This is a genomic window from Cyanobium sp. WAJ14-Wanaka (genome assembly GCF_024345375.1).
In the GTDB taxonomy this organism is placed as follows: Bacteria; Cyanobacteriota; Cyanobacteriia; order PCC-6307; family Cyanobiaceae; genus Cyanobium_A.
Window position 1 is genome coordinate 208,807 of the sequence record NZ_JAGQAZ010000002.1, and the last position, 22,101, is coordinate 230,907.

General features: G+C 62.5%; 19 protein-coding genes. 14 read left to right on the top strand and 5 right to left on the bottom strand.

The annotated features are described in order from the left end of the window. The first annotated feature begins 243 nt into the window (after positions 1 to 243). The 4 genes from gcvT (at position 244) to KBY49_RS07840 (ending at position 5,568) form a co-directional block, all read left to right on the top strand. Positions 244 to 1,365: a glycine cleavage system aminomethyltransferase GcvT gene (gene gcvT / locus KBY49_RS07825; RefSeq protein ID WP_254934626.1), complete on the top strand. Its 1,122-nt coding sequence runs from the start codon at positions 244 to 246 to the stop codon at positions 1,363 to 1,365. 71 nt (positions 1,366 to 1,436) lie between these two features. After that, positions 1,437 to 3,284 (top strand): aspartate--tRNA ligase, encoded by a 1,848-nt coding sequence (aspS, locus tag KBY49_RS07830; RefSeq protein ID WP_254934242.1) that lies wholly within the window; start codon positions 1,437 to 1,439, stop codon positions 3,282 to 3,284. Positions 3,285 to 3,302: 18 nt separating this feature from the next. Then, a complete protein-coding gene (locus tag KBY49_RS07835; protein ID WP_254934243.1) occupies positions 3,303 to 4,946 on the top strand; it encodes a CTP synthase in 1,644 nt (547 codons plus the stop codon). Beyond that, positions 4,924 to 5,568: a 7-carboxy-7-deazaguanine synthase QueE gene (locus tag KBY49_RS07840; protein ID WP_254934244.1), complete on the top strand. Its 645-nt coding sequence runs from the start codon at positions 4,924 to 4,926 to the stop codon at positions 5,566 to 5,568. Before KBY49_RS07835 ends, KBY49_RS07840 begins: the two co-directional genes overlap by 23 nt. On the opposite strand, the gene KBY49_RS07845 is transcribed toward KBY49_RS07840, so the two are convergent. After that, positions 5,565 to 6,173 carry an ecotin family protein gene (locus tag KBY49_RS07845; protein WP_254934245.1) on the bottom strand — a complete coding sequence of 203 codons (609 nt, stop codon included), beginning with the start codon at positions 6,171 to 6,173 and terminating at the stop codon, positions 5,565 to 5,567. The two genes, KBY49_RS07840 and KBY49_RS07845, sit on opposite strands and share 4 nt — an antisense overlap. A gap of 27 nt (positions 6,174 to 6,200) precedes the next feature. Here KBY49_RS07845 and queC point away from each other — a divergent pair, with 27 nt between their 5' ends. The 7 genes from queC to KBY49_RS07880 all read left to right on the top strand — a co-directional run bounded on the left by queC (position 6,201) and on the right by KBY49_RS07880 (position 14,730). Then, entirely contained in the window at positions 6,201 to 6,908 is a 708-nt protein-coding gene (queC, locus tag KBY49_RS07850; protein WP_254934246.1) for a 7-cyano-7-deazaguanine synthase QueC, read from the top strand. Continuing rightward, complete coding sequence (locus KBY49_RS07855) at positions 6,905 to 8,263, top strand: anthranilate synthase component I family protein (protein ID WP_254934247.1); 1,359 nt, start codon at positions 6,905 to 6,907, stop codon at positions 8,261 to 8,263. The genes queC and KBY49_RS07855 overlap by 4 nt, the downstream gene beginning before the upstream one ends. Further along, positions 8,260 to 9,153, top strand: a complete 894-nt coding sequence (locus KBY49_RS07860) for an aminotransferase class IV (RefSeq protein WP_254934248.1) — start codon at positions 8,260 to 8,262, stop codon at positions 9,151 to 9,153. Before KBY49_RS07855 ends, KBY49_RS07860 begins: the two co-directional genes overlap by 4 nt. Before the next feature lie 128 nt (positions 9,154 to 9,281). After that, positions 9,282 to 10,739, top strand: coding sequence for a circularly permuted type 2 ATP-grasp protein (locus KBY49_RS07865; RefSeq protein WP_254934249.1), 1,458 nt, complete (start codon positions 9,282 to 9,284; stop codon positions 10,737 to 10,739). After that, the gene (locus KBY49_RS07870; RefSeq protein ID WP_254934250.1) at positions 10,733 to 11,731 is read left to right on the top strand and encodes an alpha-E domain-containing protein; all 999 of its coding nucleotides are present in this window, start codon (positions 10,733 to 10,735) and stop codon (positions 11,729 to 11,731) included. The genes KBY49_RS07865 and KBY49_RS07870 overlap by 7 nt, the downstream gene beginning before the upstream one ends. Beyond that, a complete protein-coding gene (locus KBY49_RS07875) occupies positions 11,716 to 12,597 on the top strand; it encodes a transglutaminase family protein (RefSeq protein ID WP_254934251.1) in 882 nt (293 codons plus the stop codon). The genes KBY49_RS07870 and KBY49_RS07875 overlap by 16 nt, the downstream gene beginning before the upstream one ends. 3 nt (positions 12,598 to 12,600) lie before the next feature. Further along, complete coding sequence (locus KBY49_RS07880) at positions 12,601 to 14,730, top strand: transglutaminase family protein (RefSeq protein ID WP_254934252.1); 2,130 nt, start codon at positions 12,601 to 12,603, stop codon at positions 14,728 to 14,730. Here KBY49_RS07880 and KBY49_RS07885 read toward each other — a convergent pair whose 3' ends face one another. The 4 genes from KBY49_RS07885 to KBY49_RS07900 all read right to left on the bottom strand — a co-directional run bounded on the left by KBY49_RS07885 (position 14,731) and on the right by KBY49_RS07900 (position 19,094). Next, complete coding sequence (locus KBY49_RS07885; protein WP_254934627.1) at positions 14,731 to 15,207, bottom strand: redox protein; 477 nt, start codon at positions 15,205 to 15,207, stop codon at positions 14,731 to 14,733. It abuts the gene before it with no gap. Positions 15,208 to 15,371: 164 nt separating this feature from the next. Next, the gene (gene cobA, locus KBY49_RS07890) at positions 15,372 to 16,151 is read right to left on the bottom strand and encodes a uroporphyrinogen-III C-methyltransferase (RefSeq protein WP_254934253.1); all 780 of its coding nucleotides are present in this window, start codon (positions 16,149 to 16,151) and stop codon (positions 15,372 to 15,374) included. Next, positions 16,148 to 17,485 (bottom strand): CbiX/SirB N-terminal domain-containing protein, encoded by a 1,338-nt coding sequence (locus KBY49_RS11715; protein ID WP_254934254.1) that lies wholly within the window; start codon positions 17,483 to 17,485, stop codon positions 16,148 to 16,150. Before KBY49_RS11715 ends, cobA begins: the two co-directional genes overlap by 4 nt. 79 nt (positions 17,486 to 17,564) lie before the next feature. Then, entirely contained in the window at positions 17,565 to 19,094 is a 1,530-nt protein-coding gene (locus KBY49_RS07900) for a ferredoxin--nitrite reductase (RefSeq protein WP_254934255.1), read from the bottom strand. A 151-nt stretch (positions 19,095 to 19,245) separates the two neighbouring features. On the opposite strand from KBY49_RS07900, the gene KBY49_RS07905 reads away from it, so the two are divergent. The 3 genes from KBY49_RS07905 (at position 19,246) to KBY49_RS07915 (ending at position 22,006) form a co-directional block, all read left to right on the top strand. Further along, positions 19,246 to 20,325: an anthranilate phosphoribosyltransferase family protein gene (locus KBY49_RS07905; protein WP_254934256.1), complete on the top strand. Its 1,080-nt coding sequence runs from the start codon at positions 19,246 to 19,248 to the stop codon at positions 20,323 to 20,325. A gap of 22 nt (positions 20,326 to 20,347) precedes the next feature. After that, on the top strand, positions 20,348 to 20,485 hold the full coding sequence (locus tag KBY49_RS07910) for a nitrate reductase associated protein (RefSeq protein ID WP_254934628.1): 138 nt from the start codon (positions 20,348 to 20,350) through the stop codon (positions 20,483 to 20,485). A gap of 225 nt (positions 20,486 to 20,710) precedes the next feature. Continuing rightward, positions 20,711 to 22,006 (top strand): CmpA/NrtA family ABC transporter substrate-binding protein, encoded by a 1,296-nt coding sequence (locus tag KBY49_RS07915; RefSeq protein ID WP_254934257.1) that lies wholly within the window; start codon positions 20,711 to 20,713, stop codon positions 22,004 to 22,006. Positions 22,007 to 22,101: the final 95 nt, after the last annotated feature.

Consider the following 22,101-nt stretch of genomic DNA (forward strand, 5'->3'; position numbering starts at 1 on the left):
ATACTGGTTTAAAAATTAAGATTTCCTTCAGGATTCGAGCATGGGTTCGAGGCTGAGCTGGCGATTTGAGTTGCCCGCAGCGGTCGGCGCAACGCAGTGGCGACAGCTACGGCAGCAAGGGCGTTGAACCATCGAGCCCTCGAGGGGGTAGCCCACCGTAGAAATGGCAAAGGCAAATGCAAAGCACCCACCCGCCAATCTTTCGACTCTCTTCTGCATTGGCCGCCCACAGCAAATAGGGTCCTGGACATGAAGCGAACCCCTTTATTTGAGGCCGCCCAAGCTGCTGGCGGCCGCATGGTGCCCTTTGCCGGCTGGGAGATGGCCGTGCAATTTGAAGGCTTGGTGTCTGAACACAGGGCAGTGCGCAACCACTGCGGCATGTTCGACATCTCCCACATGGGCGTGCTGCAGCTCCAGGGGGATGGGGCCAAAGACGCCCTCCAGGGCCTGGTGCCCACCGACCTCTTTCGCATTGGCCCCGGCGAGGCCTGCTACACGGTGCTGCTCAACGAACAGGGGGGCATCATCGATGACCTGATCATCTACGACTGCGGTTGGCAGCCCGACTGCCAGGCCCACTCCCTGCTGGTGGTGATCAATGCGGCCTGTGCGGAGGGCGACACCGCCTGGCTGCGCAGGCATTTGGAGCCCAAGGGCGTTGCCATCTCAGATCGCAAGGGTGACGGGGTGCTGCTGGCCCTGCAGGGCCCCGCCGCCGCCGCCCGGCTGGAAGCGCTCAGCGGCTGCGACTTGGCCAGCTTGCCCCGTTTTGGCCACCGTCAGATCCAGCTCAACGGCTCGGCCGCAGGGGCTGCAGCTGGGGCGGCGCTATTTGTTGGTCGCACGGGCTACACCGGCGAAGACGGCTTTGAGCTGCTGCTGGAGGCCCCGGCAGGTGTGGCCCTCTGGGCCCAGCTCTTGGCGGAGGGAGTAGCGCCCTGCGGCCTCGGCGCCCGCGACAGCCTGCGCCTGGAGGCGGCCATGCACCTCTACGGCAACGACATGGATGCCAGCACCACCCCCTTGGAAGCGGGCCTGGGCTGGCTGGTGCACTTGGAAATGCCCAAGCCCTTCATTGGCCGCGAGGTGCTGGAGAAGCAGAGCGCCGCAGGGGTAAGCAAGCGGTTGGTGGGGCTCAAGCTCCAGGGCCGGGCGATTGCTCGCCACGGCTACCCGGTGCTGCACAACGGCAGCGCCGTGGGTGAAATCAGCAGCGGCACCTGGTCGCCAAGCCTTGAGGAAGCGATTGCCCTGGCCTACGTACCCACACCCCTGGCGAAGCTCGGCACAGCACTGGCGGTGGAAATACGCGGCAAATCAGAACCGGCCGTGGTGGTGAAGCGCCCCTTCTACCGACGCTGAACACCATCAAGCTGGGAGGCGGCGAGGGAAGGGTCGGCGTGGGAAAATTGGTAATTGTTTTGTAATACCCCATGCGCAGCCACGGGTGCGGTGATCTGCGCGCTGAAGCCGTAGGCCAGGTAGTCGAGCTGTGCGGCTGGGTGGACCGCAGCCGGGACCACGGCGGTGTCATCTTCATCGACCTGCGTGACCGCAGCGGCACGGTGCAGATAACGGTGGATCCGGACAACGGCGCCGAGATGTTTGCCACGGCCGAGCACCTACGCAACGAGACGGTGATTCAGGTTCGTGGAAAGGTGCGCGAGCGCCCCGCCGAGGCCCTTAACGACAAGCTCGCCACCGGTGGCGTCGAGGTGATGGCCGATGTCATCACCGTGCTCAATGCCGTGAAGGGCAATCTCCCCTTTGCCGTATCGGTGCACGACGAGGAGAACACCCGCGAAGAACTGCGGCTGCGGCACCGCTACCTGGACCTGCGCCGCGAGCGCATGAACGGCAACCTGCGCCTGAGGGCCCAGACCATCCAGGCCGCCCGGCGTTTCCTCGAGGACGAGGGCTTCATCGAGGTGGAAACACCCGTGCTAACCCGCTCCACCCCCGAGGGTGCCCGCGACTATTTGGTGCCCAGCCGGGTATGTGGCGGCGAGTGGTTTGCCCTACCCCAATCCCCCCAGCTGTTTAAGCAGCTGCTGATGGTGGGCGGCATCGAGCGCTACTACCAGGTGGCCCGCTGCTTCCGCGACGAAGACCTCAGGGCCGACCGCCAGCCGGAATTCACCCAGCTGGACATCGAAATGAGCTTCATGGACCAGGAGCAAATCCTGGAACTAAACGAAGCCCTGATCAGCACGATCTGGAAAAAGGTGAAGGGGGTCGAGCTGCCCCGCCCCTTCCCCCGCCTCACCTGGCATGGGGCCATGGAGCGCTACGGCACCGACCGGCCCGACACCCGCTACGGCCTGGAGCTGTTGAACGTCAGCGACCTGGTGTCCGACATGGGCTTCAAGGTGTTCTCAGGGGCCGTCGCTTCTGGTGGCTCGGTCAAGTGCATCGCCGTGCCCGGTGGCAATGAGGCGATCAGCAACGTGCGGATCAAGCCCGGCGGCGATGTGTTTAGCGAAGCCCAGAAAGCCGGGGCGGGCGGCCTGGCCTTCATCCGCGTGCGCGAAGACGGCGAAATCGACACGATTGGCGCCATCAAGGACAACCTCAGCGAGGAAAAAAAGGCCGAATTGCTGGCGCGCAGCGGCGCCGAGCCCGGCACCCTGCTGCTATTCGGTGCCGGCGACACCGCCACGGTGAATAAGGCCCTCGATCGGGTGCGCCAATACCTGGCCCGGGAGCTGGGGCTGGTGCAAAAAGATAGGGAGAACGACACCTGGAACTTCCTTTGGGTCGTGGATTTCCCGATGTTTGAGTTCAACGCTGGCGAAAACCGTTTCCAAGCGCTGCACCACCCCTTCTGCGCCCCCCATCCGGGCGACCTCGGCAACGATCCAGCAGCCTGGGCCGAAACCCTGCCCGGCGCCCGCGCCCAGGCCTACGACCTGGTGCTCAACGGCCTAGAGCTGGGGGGTGGCTCCCTACGCATCCACGATTCCGCCCTGCAGCGCCAGGTTTTGCAGACCATTGGCCTACCCCTCGAAGAAGCCAACCAGCAGTTCGGCTTCCTGATGGAAGCCCTCGACATGGGGGCCCCACCCCACGGCGGCCTGGCCTTCGGCATCGATCGGATGGTGATGCTTTTGGCCGGCGAGGAATCAATCCGCGACACGATCGCCTTCCCTAAAACCCAGCAGGCCCGCTGCCTAATGACCGGAGCCCCGGGCGGAGCGGCCCTAAGTCAGCTGGAAGAGCTGCATGTGGCCAGCACCTGGGTGGATGAGGCAGAAGACGGCTTTGCACTGTCGGTAGATTGAAGAATCAGTCGACCCGCCATGAGCAAATTCGTTTTTGTAACTGGCGGAGTGGTGTCGAGTATCGGCAAGGGAATCGTGGCCGCCAGCCTGGGAAGGCTGCTCAAATCCAGGGGCTATAGCGTTTCAATCCTCAAGCTCGATCCCTACCTAAACGTGGATCCGGGCACGATGAGTCCGTACCAACACGGTGAGGTTTTTGTCACCGAAGACGGGGCCGAAACCGACCTAGACCTCGGCCACTACGAGCGCTTCACCGACACCGCCATGTCTCGCCTCAACAGCGTGACAACCGGCTCGATCTACCAATCCGTAATTAATAAGGAACGCCGGGGCGACTACAACGGCGGCACCGTGCAGGTGATCCCCCACATCACCGGAGAAATCCGCGAACGGATCAAACGGGTGGCCGCCAACAGCAGTGCCGATGTGGTGATCACGGAAATTGGCGGCACCGTGGGCGACATTGAATCCCTGCCTTTTCTTGAAGCAATCCGCGAATTCCGCGGGGACGTGGGCCGCCAGGACCTGGCCTACGTGCATGTGACCCTGCTGCCCTTCATTGGCACCTCCGGAGAGCTCAAGACCAAGCCCACCCAGCACTCCGTCAAGGAGTTGCGTTCGATCGGCATCCAGCCCGATGTGCTCGTCTGCCGCAGCGACAGGGCCATCAGCGACGACCTCAAGGCCAAGATCGGCGGCTTCTGCGGAGTGCGCACCAAGGCGGTAATCGAGGCCCTTGATGCCGACAGCATTTACGCCGTGCCCCTGGCCATGGAGCAGGCCGGCCTCTGCCAGGAGGTGCTGGACGTACTCGACCTGCCAAACCACAACAGCGACATGGTGCGTTGGCAGGAGTTGGTGACCAAACTACGCAACCCGGGTCCCGCCGTGAAGGTAGCTCTGGTGGGGAAATATGTGCAGCTCAACGATGCCTACCTCTCGGTGGTGGAGGCCCTGCGCCACGCTTGCCTCGATGTGGATGCCTCCCTCGATCTGCGCTGGGTTTGCGCCGAGCAAATTGAAAGCCAAGGGGCCGAGGCCCTGCTCAAGGGCATGGATGCGGTGGTGGTGCCCGGTGGTTTTGGCAACCGGGGCGTCGATGGCAAGGTGGCTGCAATCCGCTGGGCCCGCGAACAGCGGGTGCCCTTCCTCGGCCTCTGCCTTGGGATGCAGTGCGCCGTGATCGAATGGGCCCGCAACCAGGCCGGACTCGTTGGGGCCACTAGCGCCGAACTGGATACCGACAGCCCCCACCCCGTAATTCACCTGTTGCCAGAGCAACAGGATGTGGTCGATCTGGGCGGCACGATGCGCCTGGGCGTCTATCCCTGCCGGCTCACCCCGGGCACCATGGGCCAGCGGCTCTACGGCGATGAGGTGGTCTACGAGCGCCACCGCCACCGCTACGAGTTCAACAACGCATATCGCAACCTCTTTTTGGAATCGGGCTACGAGATCAGCGGCACCTCCCCCGATGGCCGCCTGGTGGAACTGATCGAATTGAAAAACCACCCCTTCTTCACGGCCTGCCAATACCACCCGGAATTTCTCTCGCGGCCGGGCAAACCCCATCCCCTGTTTAGGGGCCTGGCGGAAGCCGCCCAACAGGTGTCGGCCGCAGCCCCCATCCCCAGCAGCCTTGGACAACCCAGCGCCAGCTGAAGCAGGCCTGCCGGTGGTGGAAACCTTCCATTCCCTCCAGGGGGAAGGGTTGCATGCGGGCCGCAGCGCCTTTTTCATTCGTCTGGGCGGCTGCAGCGTGGGCTGCAGTTGGTGCGACACCAAACATTCCTGGCCGGCCGAAGCCCACCCCAGCCGAAGCCTGGCCTCCCTTGCGGCGGAAGCCCAGCAAGCAGCTGGAGCTGGAGCTGCCTTTGTGGTGGTTACGGGCGGCGAACCCCTGCACCACAACCTCGACGACCTCTGCACCGCCCTGGCCAAATCGGGTCTGCCCCTGCACCTGGAAACCAGCGGCGTGGATCCCCTGAGCGGTCGGTTCGACTGGATCACCCTCTCCCCGAAGGCCCACCGGCCACCCACCCCTGAGCTGCTGGCCGCCTGCCAGGAACTCAAGGTGATCGTGCATGGACCTGGAGATTTGGCCTTTGCCGAAGAGATGGCAACTGCTTGCCTAAGCGCCAGCCAAAAGCTCGGGCAGCCGGCCCTGTTGCTCCAGCCCGGCTGGCAAAGCGAGGAGGGGAAAGAACTCGCTATTGCCTACGTGCGCCAACACCGCCCGTGGCGGCTCAGCCTGCAAAGCCACAAGTGGCTGGGGGTGCGCTAGATGGCGTTGGCAGCGCGGTGCTGGGTTTCCGCCTTCCAGAGCTTCCAGCGCACCTGCAGGTTCTTGGGTGCATAGATCACGATCGGCCGGCTCACCTTGTAGGGCATCACAAAGGGTTTGCCGGCGCGGACCACAAAGCGCTCCTGCAGCGGTTGGCCGGGGGGGCAGGCCATGCGCGTAGAGGCAAGGGGCCCCACATCACTGATCTTCAGATAGCTGAGTTCGGGGTTGGCCGGCGGATGGTCAACCCGCAACCGCGCCGAAAAGGTGTACTGGTTGCAGTCCGCCTTGACAAGCTGGCCGACCAACACCTCAACCCGCCAATCGCGGGGATTGGGGGAAATGGTGGGATCAGCAGTGGGCGGCAGCACCCCAGGCAGCTGGATCACCCAGCGGGTCTCCCCAGCCGCGGCCGCCGGATAGCCGCTGAGATCGAGCCGTGGAATCGCCAAGCCCGCCAGGGCAAGGGGGCCAAACCCACCGGTGGCAATGCCCGCAGCCATTCCCATTCCCAAGCCCAACAGGCGAGACAGCAGCACAGGCCAAATTCCAACTGGGCCCATCTTGGCGAGCAACGCCGCCAGGGCCACAGGGCGGGTAGACATCGCCTGCTGATCTGGCAGCCTTTTGAAATGAGTAGCCCCCTGCCAAGCGAAGTTCCTGGAGGTAACCCAAAGGCGATTGCCCTGCTTTCCGGCGGCCTGGATTCAGCTACGGCAGCGGCCCTGGCGATCGAGGCGGGCTATGCCGTTACCGGCCTTTCCTTCGACTATGGCCAAAGGCATCGGCGCGAATTGGCAGCAGCCAACCAGCTGGCCGCCCACCTGCAGCTGAACGGCCACCACACCATCTCCGTAAATCTGGCCAGTTGGGGGGGCTCGGCCCTCACCGATGCCAGCATCGCCGTACCGACCACAGGGGTGCAAAGCGGCCTGATCCCCAGCACCTATGTGCCCGGACGCAACACGGTTTTCATTGCCCTGGGCCTGAGCCTGGCCGAGGCCGAGGGCGCAGAAAAGCTGGTGCTGGGCGTGAATGCGGTGGACTATTCGGGCTATCCCGATTGCCGCCCGGATTACCTGGCCGCCTTCCAAACCCTGGCGGACCTGGCCAGTAAGAGCGGTAGGGAAGGCCGCGGAGCCCAACTGTGGGCACCGCTGGTGGCATGGGGCAAAACCGAGATCGTGCGGGAGGCCCTGCGGCTGGGGGTGCCGATCGGAGCCACCTGGAGTTGCTACAGCGGTGGCGAAGAGCCCTGCGGCGTTTGCGACAGCTGCCGAATTCGCGATGGAGCCCTGGTCGAGGCGGGCCATCCCGAACTGGCCAGCAATCGTCGATGAACTCCCTACCGACCAAAAGGCTGCAGCGGGCCATGGCCTGGCGCGAGCCCATGGCCCTTGTGCACGGCCTGGTAGCCAAGTTCGGCCGCGAGGGTTTGGTCTGGCTCGACGGCGATGGTGTGGGGCAAGGCCGCTGCAGCCGGATAGGCATCAATCCCCTGGCCCAGCGGGTTTGCCGCGGCCTGCCGGGGCCCACCTGCCCGGAAGATCCCTGCTCGGAAGATCCCTTCGCCGCCCTGAGTTCCATCTCCCAGGATGGCGGCCACTGGATGGGCTGGCTGGCCTACGAGGCCGGGGCCTGGGTGGAGGCCGGCGCACACTGGGCCACCAGCGACATGGCCGTGCTGTGGGCCGCCCGGCACGACCCGATATTGCTGCTCGACCACCAGGAACAGAGCCTGGTGCTGGAGGGCAGCGATCCGGGGCGAATCAAGGCCATGGCTGAGCTGATCGAAGCCCTGCCCATGGCCAAGGGGCCCCACCAGGCCGGTGAGGCAGCAAACCTTGGCATTCCCCTGCCGGCCTGGCAGTGGCACACCGACCCCGCCGCCTTCGCCCGCCAGGTAAGCAAGATCCTGGAATGGATAGCTGCCGGAGACATGTTTCAGGCCAATCTGACGGCCTGTTGCGAATTCCAGGCCCCAGCTACCCCCGATCCCCTTGCCCTCTACGGCCGCCTGCGCCAGGGCTGCCCCGCCCCCTTTGGGGGCCTGGCGATCGCCGGCGCTGGGGCCCAGGGCGAAGCCGTGCTCTCCAGCTCCCCGGAGCGTTTCCTGCGGCTGGGGCAGGACGGCCAGGTGGAAACTCGACCGATCAAGGGCACCCGCCCGCGCCGCAGCGATGCCCAGGCCGATGCAGCCGAAGCCGCCGCCCTGGTGACCAGCGGCAAGGATCGGGCCGAAAACGTGATGATCGTGGACCTGCTCCGTAATGATCTGGGCCGGGTTTGCCAGCCCGGATCGATTGGGGTGAGCCAACTGGTGGGTCTAGAGAGCTATCGCCAGGTGCACCACCTCACCTCGGTGGTGCGGGGCAGCCTGCAACCTGAGCGCAACTTGGTGGACCTGCTGCGGGCCTGCTGGCCCGGCGGTTCCATCAGCGGAGCCCCCAAAATTCGGGCTTCTCAACGGCTGGCAAGCCTGGAACCGGTGCCCCGGGGGCCCTACTGCGGCAGCCTGTTTTGGCTTGCTCCAGATGGCCAATTCGATAGCAACATCTTGATCCGATCAGTTGTGATCAAGGACCAAAGGCTGCGGGTACATGCCGGTTGCGGCATCGTCGCCGATTCCGATCCAGCGGCTGAAGCAGAAGAAATGGGCTGGAAGCTGAAGCCCCTGCTGGAGGCCCTGGCATGAGTGCGGACGGCCCCGGCAAAGCGATCGCCTGGATCGACCAACCCGGGCCAAAGGGCAGTTGGGGCAGCCCCGACGATCTGGCCATTCCCATCAGTGATCGGGCCCTACTGCTGGCCGATGGGATTTTTGAAACCCTGCTGGTGGAAGCAGGTGTGAGCTGCAGGCTTGAGGAACACCTGGCCCGCTGGCAAAGGGGCGCCCACCTGCTCGCCATGGCCGAGCCCCCGGCCAAAGGCCAGGTGCAAAAACTGATTGGCGAAGCAGTTAGCCGCAGCGGCATCACAGGCGGTGCCCTCAGGCTCAATTGGAGCCGGGCCAGCGGGGGACCGAGCGGGGGGCCGAGCGGGGCCGGGCGGGGCCTGGATTTGCCCAGCGAGCAAAGCGGCCGCTTCTGGCTGCAACTAAATCCCTACCGCCCAAACTTTGCGCCGGTGCGGCTGTTCGTCAGTCCCACGGAAAGCCGCAGTGCCACCAGCCTGCTGAGTTGCTGCAAAACCATGGCCTACGGAGCGGCGATCCAGGCCCGCCGCCAGGCGGTAGCCGCCGGTTTCGACGACGCCCTGCTCCCCTGCTCGGGGGGCCCGCACCCAGGCGAATTGAGCTGCGGCACCAGCGCCAATCTCCTGGTGCTCAGCAGTTCTGGCTGGATCACCCCTCCCCTGGCCAGCGGTTGCCTCCCGGGGGTAATGCGCGGCCTGGCCCTGCAGCTGGGCCTGGCCAAAGAAAAGGTGATTGGCGCCGCTGATTTGCACGCCAGCGCCGGCGCCCTACTGATCAACAGCCTGGGCTGCCGGCCGATCAGCCAGTTGGGCGACCAGCCCCTGCCGATCGCCCCTGAACCTGAAGCCCTATGGCGGCAATTGCTGGCGGCGCCGGGAATCACAACTTGAGCAATTCATAAATCCGAACTAGGCACTAACCCTGGGCAAACTGCCACGCAAGCCTTGGGTTTGTAGCAATAGGCACTCGGGCATTAGCCCCTGCTGGCCAGGATCAGCCCAGCTGTCACGGGCGGGGAATGTTTACCGAATACCGACCCACCCGGGGATACGACGAATACTTCAGTGCCTTTGACCAACCCCGCAGCAGCCTCCAACCCCTGCTCTCTTCCCTGGGTCAGCTGGGCCTGGCCGAACTGAATCGGAACCATGCGGCCGCGGGCATGCTGCTCAAACGCCTAGGCGCCACCTTCCGGCTCAACGATTCCGGTAATAAGGGCGTAGAGAGAATCCTGCCCTTCGACCCCCTGCCCCGGCTCATTGGCCTGGCGGATTGGCAACGCCTGGAGCAGGGCTTGGTTCAACGGCTTGAGGCGATCGACCAATTTCTTGGAGACGTCTACGGGCCCCAAAAAATTCTCAACGACGGGGTGGTTCCCCGCGCAGATGTTGAAAGCTCCCAGGGCTGGCGGCCCGAGATGCGGGACTTTCAGCCCCCCCTCGGCAAGTGGTGCCATGTGTCTGGCCTTGATCTGGTCAGGGATGGTGAAGGCACCTGGCGCGTGCTTGAGGACAACCTGCGTTGCCCCTCCGGGGTGGCCTATTTCCTCGAGAACCGGCGCGTGATGAAGCGCATGTTCCCGAGCCTGTTTTCGGGGCGCACGGTCCAACCGATCGACGACTACCCCTCCCATCTGCTGCAAACCTTGCGGGAACTTGCCCCCTGGACCGACAACCCCAAGGTTGTGCTGCTCACCCCTGGAGTTTTCAACAGCGCCTACTTCGAGCACAGCTACCTGGCCCAACAGATGGGAATCCAGCTGGTGGAAGGCCGGGATCTGCTCTGCCAGGAAGACCGGGTTTGGATGCGCAGCACCAGTGGCCTGGAGCCCGTGGATGTGATCTACCGCCGCATCGACGACGATTTCCTTGATCCAGCCGTATTTCGCAGCGATTCGATGTTGGGGGTGCGGGGCCTGATGGGCGCCTACCGAGCCGGCCGGGTAGCCATCGCCAATGCCCCGGGCACGGGTGTGGCCGACGACAAGCAGATCTACGCCTACGTGCCGGAAATGATCCGCTACTACCTGGGGGAAGAGCCGATCATTGAAAACGTGCCCACCTACCTCTGCTCCCGCCCAGATGACCAGGCCTATGTGCTGGCCCACCTGGGCGAACTAGTGGTGAAGGCGGTGGCTGAAGCCGGGGGCTACGGAATGTTGATCGGGCCCCATGCCAGCCAGGCTGAAATTGCTGATTTTGCGGAAAAGATCAAGGCCGACCCCCGCAACTACATCGCCCAACCCACCCTCGAACTCTCGACGGTGCCATCCCTCAGCGAAGGCGAGCTATTTCCCTGCCACGTGGATTTGCGGCCCTACGTGTTGCGGGGTAAGGGGGCCTGGATCAGTCCGGGTGGCCTGACCCGGGTGGCGCTGCGCCGGGGCTCCCTGGTGGTGAATTCATCCCAGGGCGGCGGCTGTAAGGACACCTGGATAGTCGATGAAAGTTCGGCCCAGGAGTTTGTCCCATGCTGAGTCGAGTTGCCGACTGCCTCTACTGGATCAACCGCTACGTGGAGCGGGCAGAGAACATCTCCCGCTTCGTTGAAGTAAGCGAAGCGATGGCCCTCGATTGCCCCCCCGGCAGCGCCGAACCCTGGCTACCCCTAATCGAGGCCAATGGGGACCGGGAGCTCTTCGACAAGCTGCACCCCTCCGCCACCCCGGAAGATGTGGTCAGCTTCCTGGTGCGCAACGAAGAAAACCCCAACAGCATCATCAACTGCATCGCCTTTGCCCGGGAAAACGCCCGCCAAATCCGCGAGGTGATCACCACGGAAATGTGGGAGCAGCTCAACGACATCTACTGGATCCTGCAAGAAAGCACGACCTTCTGGAAGGAGCCGGGCCAGGAGCAGCTGCGCAACATTCGACGGGCCTGCCAACTCTTTTATGGGATCACCGATTCAACCTTGAGCCGCGACCTCTCCTGGCAATTCAGCCGGCTGGGGCGCCTGCTGGAGCGGGCCGAAAAAACCAGCCGCATCCTCGATGTGAAGTACTTCCTGCTTTTGCCCTCCCCCGATGAGGTGGGGGGGGTGCTCGATGAACTGCAGTGGATCTCCCTGTTGCGCAGTGCGGGGGCCTATCAAATGTTCCGCCAATCGCGGCAGCAGGCGATCGAACCAAAGGCGGTGGCGGGCTTTCTCCTACTCAATCCGATCTTTCCTCGTTCGGTGCGCTACTGCCTCGAGCGCATCCACGAAACGCTCAAGATAATCAGGGGTGAATCCGTGCCCGGCGCTCCTGATGAGCTGGAATGCCTCAGCGGTCTGACCCTGGCCCGCTGGAGCTACACCAGCATTGATGCGTTGATTGCCGAGGGCCTCCATGAAGCCATCGACAGCCTGCAAAGCGATTTCAATCAACTTCACGAACAGATTGAACAGCGGTACTTCATCACTGCCAACATCTCTGCTTCTCCCACCACCCTTTCCAGCGCAGAGTTGCCATGCGTGCCCGCCTAACCCACACCTTCACCTACCGCTACAGCAAGCCGGTGCAGCTGGGTCCGCACAGGTTTTGCCTCAGGCCCCGCCCCCATGGCTTCCAGCGACTGATCGACTATCGACTGGAGGTGACGCCGGATCCGAGCCAACTTTTTGACCTGCTTGCCGCCGGCGGTGATGCCATCACCCGGGCCCGCTTTCTAGGGGACACCGACCTATTTCAGGTGGTCTCCCGCTCGGAGGTGGAAACCTTCACCGCCCCCCTGGTGGAGGCTTGCCTCGACGAAGAAATGGCGCGCCTACCGGTGCCGATTGGCCGGCTAAACCCCGACCTGGCTAGCAACCTGCAGGGCTGGTTACCCAATGGCCAGCACGATGCCGCGGCGGTGGACCTGGCCCAGGAAGCACTGATGGGTAGTGATCAACGCAGCCTGACCTTCCTGCAGCAGCTACTCGAAATCATTCAAGACCGGGTCAAATACACCCAACGCCACATCGGTCCGGCCTGGCCCGCAAGCCGCACCCTGAAGGAGCGGGTGGGCTCCTGCCGAGATCTGGCGATGCTGATGATTGAGTGCTGCCGCAGCGTGGGCCTGCCGGCTCGATTCGTCAGTGGTTACCACCTGGTAGAGCCCAAACCCGATCGCTACGACCTCCATGCCTGGACCGAGGTATATCTTCAGGGGGCTGGTTGGCGCGGTTTTGATGCCAGTGGCATCGGTGCCGTAGATGATCGCTATATCCCGATCGTCACCTCCTCCAAATCAGACCTAACTGCCGCAATTACCGGCAGCTTCTCTGGCCCACCAGGCGTTGAAAGCATATTTGAGTGGGCAATAGAGGCCGAGATAATCAGCAATAGCCAGCTAAAAATTGGCTACTAAATAATGGCTTCCGATTCGACAGCTTCAGCTCCAAATTCAACCTCAGTTGCAAATTCAGCCTTAGTTGCAGAAGCAGTCGAAAGGCGGTTGGTTGAAGCAGGCATAGAGCTCACCTTTGGTGGCGAGCCCACTTACGTGCCTTTTGATCCAGAGGGCGCCGAATGGAGCGTGGCGGCCGATGGCCCCAGCAAACTTGGTTATGCCAAGGCCTTGGGCAGGAAATTGCAGGAGCGGCAGTGGCCCGGCAGCACCCTGATCTATTGCCCTGGCAAGCGCTACGACGGCGAAGTCAATCCCCGCTGGGCCCTGCGCCTGATCACCGGTGCAGATGGCACTCCGGTGGTGAATTGGCCCCAGCAGGGCCTGGAGCCAGCGGCCCAAGCTGCCCTACCCCACCCCACAAAAAAAGCGGCTCGCCAGTTTTTGGCGGCCATCGGCGCGGCCCTGGGTTGCAAATTGCATCCCCTCGAATTGCGCGATCCCCTTTCTGCGAGCAACCGGGTCTGGGCCGCTCCGCTCTGCCACGAAGACGTTGATTCCCACGACGAAGGGTCATGGCATGGGGCCCAATGGCCCCTGAAAAGAAAACTGCGCGAATTAAGTGGGGCCCCTGGGCCCGCTGGTCTGCGCCTACCCCTGCAGCACTTCCCCCAAGGGGTGCTCTGCCAGGTGTTGACCCTGGAGATATCAGCAGATGGCTGGAACCTATTTCTGCCCCCCCTGGCCCGCCAGCCCCTTGAGCAGTTGCTATTGGTGATCGCTGAAGCATCAAGGGGCTGGAGCCAACCCGAGCTCAGTGGCGTGCTGCCCCTCGACATCGACGGCACCTGGCAGGTGCTCGGCCTGACCGCCGACCCTGGGGTGCTGGAGGTAAATCTGCCGGTGTGTCGCAGCTGGGAGGCCTACGCGGGCTGGATACGGGTGCTGGAGGAGGCAGGTGAGGCCGTGGGGCTGCGCTCCTGGCGGCGCCGGGGTGACCAGATCGAAGGCAGCGGTGGCGGCAACCACCTGCTTTGGGGCGGCCCCAGCCTGGAAACAAATCCCTTCTTCCCGCGGCCGGCCTGGTTGGTCGGAATCCTGCGCTACTGGCAACACCACCCGAGCCTGGCCTATCTCTTTTCCGGCAACTCGGTGGGCCCCGCATCCCAGGCACCCCGCCCAGACGAGGGCAGTGCCGACTGGCTCGACCTGCAACTGGCCCACAGCATTCTCGAGGCCCTGCCCGAAGGCGATCAACGGGTGGCGATCAGTGAAACCCTCCGCCATCTCCATGCCGACAAGAGCGGCAACACCCACCGCAGTGAAATAAGCCTCGACAAGTTTTGGAATCCCGCCTGGGCCGCCGGCTGCCAGGGCTTGATTGAGTTTCGGGCCCTAGAAACCTTCCCCCACCACCAGTGGACAGGGGCCGTGGCCCTGCTCTGGCGGGCCCTGGCCCTGCATCTGCTGCGGCCTAGCCAGCGCCCCTCCAGCCTTAAACCCTGGGGCGCAAGCCTGCACGACCAATGGCTGCTGCCCAGCCAGCTCTGGCTTGACCTGGAGGCCGTGCTGGAGGAGCTAACAGCCGACGGGCTGCCCCTCGATGCCAGCATTTTTCGGACCATCTGGAACTGGCGTTTTCCGGTCCTGCTGCAGTGGCAGGAGCAGCAGGCGAGCCTGGAAATCCGCCGCGCCCTCGAACCCTGGCCCCTGCTCTGCGACACGCCAGTGGAAGGGGGCAGCACCAGCCGCTTTGTGGACAGCTCCCTGCGGCGTTTTGAGGTGATTGGCAATGGCGCCTTCCACCAGCGCTATGGGTTGGTGCTAAATGGCCGCCCCCTACGGCCCGGCACCGATGGTCGCCAACCCCTGGCCGTGCGCTACCGGCAAGAAAGCCTCTATCCCTGCCTCCATCCCTGCATCGCCAACCATGTGCCCCTGGAACTGGTGCTTGTCGATAGCCAGGAAATTGATCCGGCAAAAACTGGCCCAAGAAAACCATTGGCCAGCTGGGTGCTGGAGCAGGAGGCGAGCGGCTTTAAACCAACGGCTGTAGATGGGCAAGAAGCAGATTTGCAATTGCCAAACCCAGAGCAAACACCCTGGCAAGGGAGCTGGCCTGGGGCCTGCACCGTTGATTTACGGCTGAATTAACTACCAGCTGACGCCGTGCAGTTTGGGCAGGGGTGCCGTTCGGAACGTGGTGGCAAACAGGCGCGGAATCTTGCGGCTGTTGTACACCCGAAATTCCCTTTGAACATTGGCGCCCTGATCGCGCACGGCCTGGTTGAGCACCACCGAGCCGTCGGGGTCAGAGACCGATCGATGGAAGGTCCCGGGCGGAATGCGCAGGATGTCGCCAGCGGTTTCCAGGCGAACAATGTGAAACGGATAATTCCAGCCCAGGTTCACCAGATAAAAGGTGCGGCCGCCATGGAGAGCTAAAAGGTTGTCTTCCTGGTGGGGATGCAAATAGAACTGCCAGGCGCCAGTTTTTTCCTCATCGGGGGGGCTGATCGCCGGACCGGAATGGATCACCAGGTCGCGGGCGTTGGATTCAGCAACGGTGATATCAAAAAAACGAACTGCAGGGGTATCGCGAAATTTCTCGTAGGGAATCAGCTCAAACATCGGTGAGCGATCCGTGAGGGCAGCAATACCAGCCATGGGTAAATGGGGCTTTTAAAGAGCCAACTCAATGACCAAGTGAACCGTTCAGTGGTCGGACAAAACGTTGCAGGCGCTACGAAACCATGGCAACGCAGACCACTTCAGTGATTGACTTACAAATCGCCTCAGAAGGGAATGGGCATATCCACGTTTGCAGGCTCAGCCGCGGCACTTTCCACCCGTTGGGCCACCACCTGGCCCACCACCACGATCGAGGGGGAGCAGAACCCCATCGCCTCCGCCTGATCCGCCAGAAGCGCAAGTTCGCTCACCAAATGCCTCTGGCCCTTGACCGTGCCCTGCTGCACCACGGCGGCGGGGGTGTCTGGGGCGAGGCCTCCGGCGATTAATTCCTCGGCGATGCGGCGCAGGTTGTGCAACCCCATGTAGATCACCAGGCCATCACTGGCCCGGGCCAGACCCCGCCAATCCACACCGGGGCGCCGCTTGTCGATTTCCTCGTGACCGGTCACGAAGGTGACACTGGATCCGGCCCGCCGATGGGTCACCGGAATGCCCACGTAGGCAGGTGCCGCAATCCCGGCCGTGACCCCTGGCACCACCTCCACCGGCACCCCATGGTTGGCCAAATGGGCCGCCTCTTCCCCACCCCTGCCAAACAAGAAGGGGTCGCCGCCCTTCAGCCGCACGATGCAACGGCAGCGACCCGCCAACTCCACCAAGACCGCATTGGTGCTGGGTTGGGGCACCGAGTGGTGGCCGCGGCGCTTGCCCACAAAGTGGCGCTCGCAGCGCTCCGGCACCAGATCGAGCACTTGCTGGGGCACCAGGGAGTCGTAGACAAGGGCATCACAGCCCTGCAGCAAGCGGTGGGCCTTGACCGTGAGCAGCTCCGGATCGCCGGGACCAGCCCCCACCAGATACACCTTGCCAAGCTCGCTCATGGCAGGGCCTCAAGGCTGGACAGCAGAAAATCGCGCACGGCAGGCAGATCGAGCAAGGGGGGCAGCACCTCAGCCGGCGGTGCTAACCGGACCATCTTGAGGGATTCACTCAGACGGTTGGGCGCCAGGGTGAGCGGTGCGAGCACCACTGGAGGCTCGGCCTGGGCCGCCAGGATTGCCTGGGGGTCGCTGTAGGCCGCCGGTGCCCCGGGCAAAGCCAAAACCCCAGCCAAATACTTCAAGAAGCGATCAGCCAGCGCACCCTGCAGAGGATGGTGGAGCCAGAGCAAGCTTCGCCCCCCTGCCGCCTTGCCCCATTCGGCCGCCAGCAGCTGCTGCCACTGGGGCCAAGCCCCTAGGAAAGGCCGGCGCCGCAAAGCCACAACCTGGCCAAGCCTGGCCCTAGAGCGCAGTTGCCATTGCCTGGCAATGGCCGGAACATCGCTGCGAACATGTTCCCCGGGCAGCATCAAAAGGGGCACCAGGCTGAGAGCACCCGCCCGCCGCGCCGCCATCCAGAAGCTTGGGTCGCCCTCCGGGGCAGCCGCTGTTAACGCCTGCAATATCACGGGCGAACGGCGGCGCTGTTCCAGCTCAGCCGCAAGCTGTTGCAACACATCAGGAATCACACCGCCCTGGCGGCCATGCACCAGCAACACCAGGGGCGAAGCGGTCAGCCGCCGCCGGAGGCGCTCCGCCACTGCCGGTTCCAGCTGGCGGTGCTGTAGCTGTCGCAACAGCATCTGGCCATCGGGCAGACGGCTAAGCAAATCCACTGCCTGCGCAGCCAGACCAGGGTCAAGATCGCCGGCGAGCTGTTGTAAGGCGCGGGTGAGCGGGGCAAGCGGCCAGGCAGAGAGCCCCAGGGCGAGGGCTTCCAGCGCGGCGCGGCGCCAGGCCAGGGGGGCCGGCGCCAGGGCCAGCTCCAGCAGCAAGCCAGCGTCTTGGGGCTGGCGTTGACGACCCAACAGCGGCAAAAGCTGCTGCATGGCCTCCTGCTTGCGCTCCGAGGGTTCGATTGCCTCCAGCTGGGCGCGCAGGCGACCTGCCACACAGGCGTCCTGGAAATAACCAAGCACTCCCAGGCCAGCTGGGCTGGGCGGTAGGGCGAGCAGGGGTTCCAGCCAGGCTTGCTTCACGGACGGCTCAGCCGCAAGGGGTGCCAGCACCTGGCGCGCCGCCTCCAGCAAACAGGCAGGGTTCCTGCCCACCGGACCGGAGAGCAGCTGCTCCACCCCAGCACGGTTCAGCCGCCCAATTAGGGCTGCCAAAAGATCGGCGGAAGCGGGCAGTTCGCCCTGGTTGATCTGCTCTAGGACGGGTTCAACGGGCACTCTCCCGCGCCGGAGCTGCTCCAGCTGTTGCCAGCTATCAGTGGATTCACTCAGCCCCAAGGGCGCCCAGATCTCCGCTTTAACCACCCTGGCAGGGCGCGGAACTACGGCGGCGGGCACCGAAGCGATCTATCAGCAGCTGCTCAAGCACATCCGCCAACTGGGTGAGGGGCACACCCTTCTCGTGCAGCTCCGCCAACTTGGGATCCGCACCCATATCGCCCCCTAGAAAAATCTTGACCGCCTCCACCATCTGACCTTCATGGCGAGCCTTGGCCCCCATCAGGCCGATCTCACCCATGTAGGGCTGGCCGCAGGCATTGGGGCAGCCAGTCCAGTGGCTGCGCACCGGGTGGGGCAGCTCCAGGCGTCTCTCCAGCTCCCCCACCACAGACTGGGCCGTAGTTTTGGTGGGGATCAGGGCAAAACTGCAATAGCGATTTCCTGTGCAGCTAACCGCTTCCGCCATCAGTGCACCCGGCTCGGGCTGGAACGTCTGCAGCAGGGGCTCTGCCAGCAGGGCCTCGACCCGCTCGGCCGGCACATTTATGAGAAGCACGTTCTGAGCCTCCGTAAAACGCAGCTCACCACTTCCATAGGCCCTCGCCAGCCTCGCCAGCTCCAGCATCGATGCCCCATCAAGGCGACCCACCGGCACCCCCAATCCCACCCAGCAAAGCCCTTGCTGTTTCTGGGAGTGAACGCCAACACCAGAGCGGGGGGCACGATTCACACGGTGCAGGCCATCGTGGGGTTCGGCCTCCCCACCAAGGGCTGCGAATTCCTGCAGCACCGCTACTCGATAGTCCTCAAGCCCCAGCTCATCCACCAAATACATCAGCCGGCTCTTATTGCGGGCCTGACGATTGCCGCAGCGCTCAAAGTGGCGAAGGATTGCCAGGCTGAACAAGGGCAGCTGATCGCCCCGCAGCCATAGCCCGAGGGGAATGGCCAGCTCATTGCGCTGGGCGGAAAAGAAACCGCCCACCATCACGGTGAAGCCAAGCTCGCCGTTGTGATCTGCAGGGAGGAAGGCCAGATCGTTGTGAAGCAGAAAGCTATCGGCCGCGCCGCCGACGGCAATGTTGAATTTGCGGGGCAGGTTGCGGGGACCATCGGCGGCCAGTAGCCGCTCCTGAATTGCCTCCACAAAAGGCCTGGTATCAACGATCTCCTCGGGATCTATCCCAGCGAAAGGGTTGCCGGTGATATTGCGGGGATTGTCGTGGCCCGATTGGCGGCTGGTGAGACCCAAGGGCTCCATGGCCGCCATTAGCGGAGCCATATCTTCCAGCAACAGGCCTCGCAACTGCAGGTTCTGACGCGTGGTGATGTCGGCAGAACCATGCTCTCCGCAGCGGTCAACGACATCGGCAAGGGCCCCTAACTGATCGGCGTTGATCACCCCATTGGGCAGGCGCAGCCGCACCATGAATCGACCAGGAGTGACCGGTCGAAAAAAAATACCCAGCCACTTGAGTCGGATGGTGAGGGTGGCCTCATCAATGTTTTCCCAGCCCTCAGAGGCCAGCTCACCCAGCCGGGGAACTAGCTCCAGCCCGCAGAAATCTGCCTTGGCCTGCTCGATCTTGCTTAGGGCAGCTGCCATCTGAGCCAGAGGCTGGGGGGACGCCCAGAGTGATGAAAGACACAGTTCCAGTGGTGTCGTCTTCGCTACAAAAAGCTGTTCCTGTCGCACCTAGGCACAGCAGCTTGCGCCGTGAATGAGAATCAGCTTCTAGCCTTCCAATCTGTGCAAGATGGCCCAGGCTCCTGCAGTGCCACCCCAACCCAAGCAGGACGCCAAAATCCCTGGACGCGATCGCTTTCGCACCTACCTGGGCAAGGTGGGTAGCGGCGAGCACACCAGCAGTGGTCTCAGCCGCGGGGAGGCGGCAGATGCCCTGGAATTAATGCTCAATGGCGAAGCCAGCCCGGCCCAGATTGGCGCCTTTCTGATCGCCCATCGCATTCGCCGGCCGGAGCCCCAGGAACTGACCGGGATGCTGGATGTCTACCGTCAGCTTGGACCGAAGTTAATAAGTAACCAGCCAGCACTTTGTTTTGGCATCCCCTTCGACGGCCGCAGCCGCACCTCGCCCATCTATCCCCTCACATCACTTTTACTGGCCAGCGCAGGCATTCCAGTGGTATTGCAGGGGGGAGGGCGCATGCCGGTCAAATACGGGGTCACTGCCATGGAGCTATTCGCTGCCCTTGGCCTGGCCCTTAGGGACCGCAGTGTCGCCTGGGTTCAGAACTGCCTAGACCTTTGGAATCTCGCCCTGATTCACCAACCCGACCACTTCCCCGCTGCCGAAGTACTGGTCCCGATCCGTGAAGACATTGGCAAGCGACCACCAGTGGCCAGCCTGGAACTGCTGTGGACAGCCCACAGGGGCAACCATCTATTGGTGAGCGGCTTTGTACATCCGCCAACGGAGGCCCGGGCCTGGCAAGCCTTAAAACTCGCCGGCGAAACAGAGATCCTCACCATTAAGGGGCTTGAGGGAAGCACCGATCTACCGATCAGCCGAGCCTGCGTGACGGGACGCCCCAATGACAGCGGCGATGGCCGCCTCATCCTTCACCCCCGCGACCACGACTGCTACGGCAACGATCCAGCCTGGATTGACCTCGACACCTGGGCTGACCAGGCCTTAGCTGCCCTAGGGGGGCAGGGGCCCCTAGCCACCTCCCTGATCTGGAATGCGGGCAACTACCTATGGCAGGCGGGCCTAAGCAACACCCAGGAAGCTGGCCTGGAAAGCTGCCGCAAACTGCTCCACTCGGGCAAGCCCCTAGGCCATCTGGCAGCGATACATCAGCACTGCAGCTGAAGAGGCCGCCCTAATCAGGGGGCTGCCCCTTGATTCAGAAAACTGGCAGCAGCTAGGGGAATTGTGGCTTTTTGCCCTCTGGAAACTGGCAAAACCAGGCCACAATCACCACAATCTTGACGCCGCCTTGCACGAAATCTCGCAGCCAGGCAAGACCTAGATGCCCCAGCGAGGCCGAAAAAGCAAACCTAAAACCTGTAACAACGATCACTTCAGCAGGTAGCCCAAACGTGGTTTTCTAAACATGTTGGTCAGCATTGGCGCCAGCTTAACAAATCAGTGTTGACAAAAGTCCGTTGTTGTGAGACCCGTCAATTCGCTCTCCCAAGTGGTGGTCTGCCACGGGATATAAATTGATTGTACGTACCCACCAAGGGATAAAACCATGACACCAATCACTCGACGCAAAGCAATTTTCACCGGCCTGGCAACGGCCACTGGTATTGCCATTCAATTTGGCGGAATTGCCAGCCTGCTTAATTCCAGCCCGGCACAGGCAGCCCCCGGCAAGCCGGAAACCACCACTGTCGAGCTTGGATTCATCGCCCTTACCGATGCAGCACCCCTAATCATTGCCAAAGAGAAGGGATTCTTTGCCAAGCAGGGCATGACAGGCGTAGAACTAAAGAAACAGACGTCCTGGGCCGTAACCCGCGACAACCTGGAACTCGGTGGCTCAAGGGGCGGCATCGATGGAGCCCACATTCTTTCACCCATGCCCTACCTACTGACAACTGGGGCGATCAGCAAGAGCAAAAAACCTGTACCCATGTACATTTTGGCTCGGTTAAATCTCAACGGTCAAGCAATTTCGGCATCTAATGAGTTCAAGAAATACAATTTTTCCGTCAAGGGTGCAAACATTGCCAAGGGCGTAGAGGCTAAGAACAAAACCGGAGATAAGTTCAAGGCAGCAGTTACTTTCCCTGGTGGCACCCACGACCTCTGGATGCGCTATTGGCTAGCAGCCAATGGGGTAGACCCAAACAAGCAGGCCGACCTAGTGGTAATCCCCCCAGCGCAGATGGTTGCCAACATGAAGTCGGGAACCATGGACGTTTTTTGTGTAGGAGAACCATGGAATGAGCGTTTAGTTAATAAGAAACTCGGATACACAGCCTTAATTACTGGCCAACTCTGGAAAAACCATCCGGAAAAAGCCTTTGGCATGCGAGCCGAATGGGTTGATAAGAATCCCAATGCCACCCTGCGGTTGCTGATGGCCGTGCAACAGGCCCAAAAATGGGCTGACAACCCAGCCAACACCGTGGAGCTTTCCAATATCCTTGCCGAAGATAAGTATGTCAAGGCAAACGCCGAAGACCTACTACCCCGACTGCAGGGAACCATCGACTTCGGCAATGGCAAGGTGGCTAATATGAAAAACCTCTCAATGAAATTCTGGGCCGATAACGCCTCATTTCCCTATAAGAGCCACGACACTTGGTTCGTAACTGAAGATATTCGCTGGGGGTATCTGCCTCAAGGTACAAACACGAAGGCCCTGGTCAAAAAGGTAAATCGCAGCGACCTCTGGCGTGCTGCAGCCAAAGCCAATGGCTATGGCAACGGTCCATCTGGTGATTCCCGTGGTGTCGAAGTCTTCTTTGATGGCACAAAGTTCGACGCCAACAATCCCCAGGCCTACCTCAACAGCTTGAAGATTAAGGCGATGAAGTGAGGTTGCGGGGGCAGTAGGGCTAACGCCTCTAACTGCCCCCCCCCATACCTAAAGCGTTCAGGTTCTGCCAAGTGAGTCAGGCACGAATCCCCAAT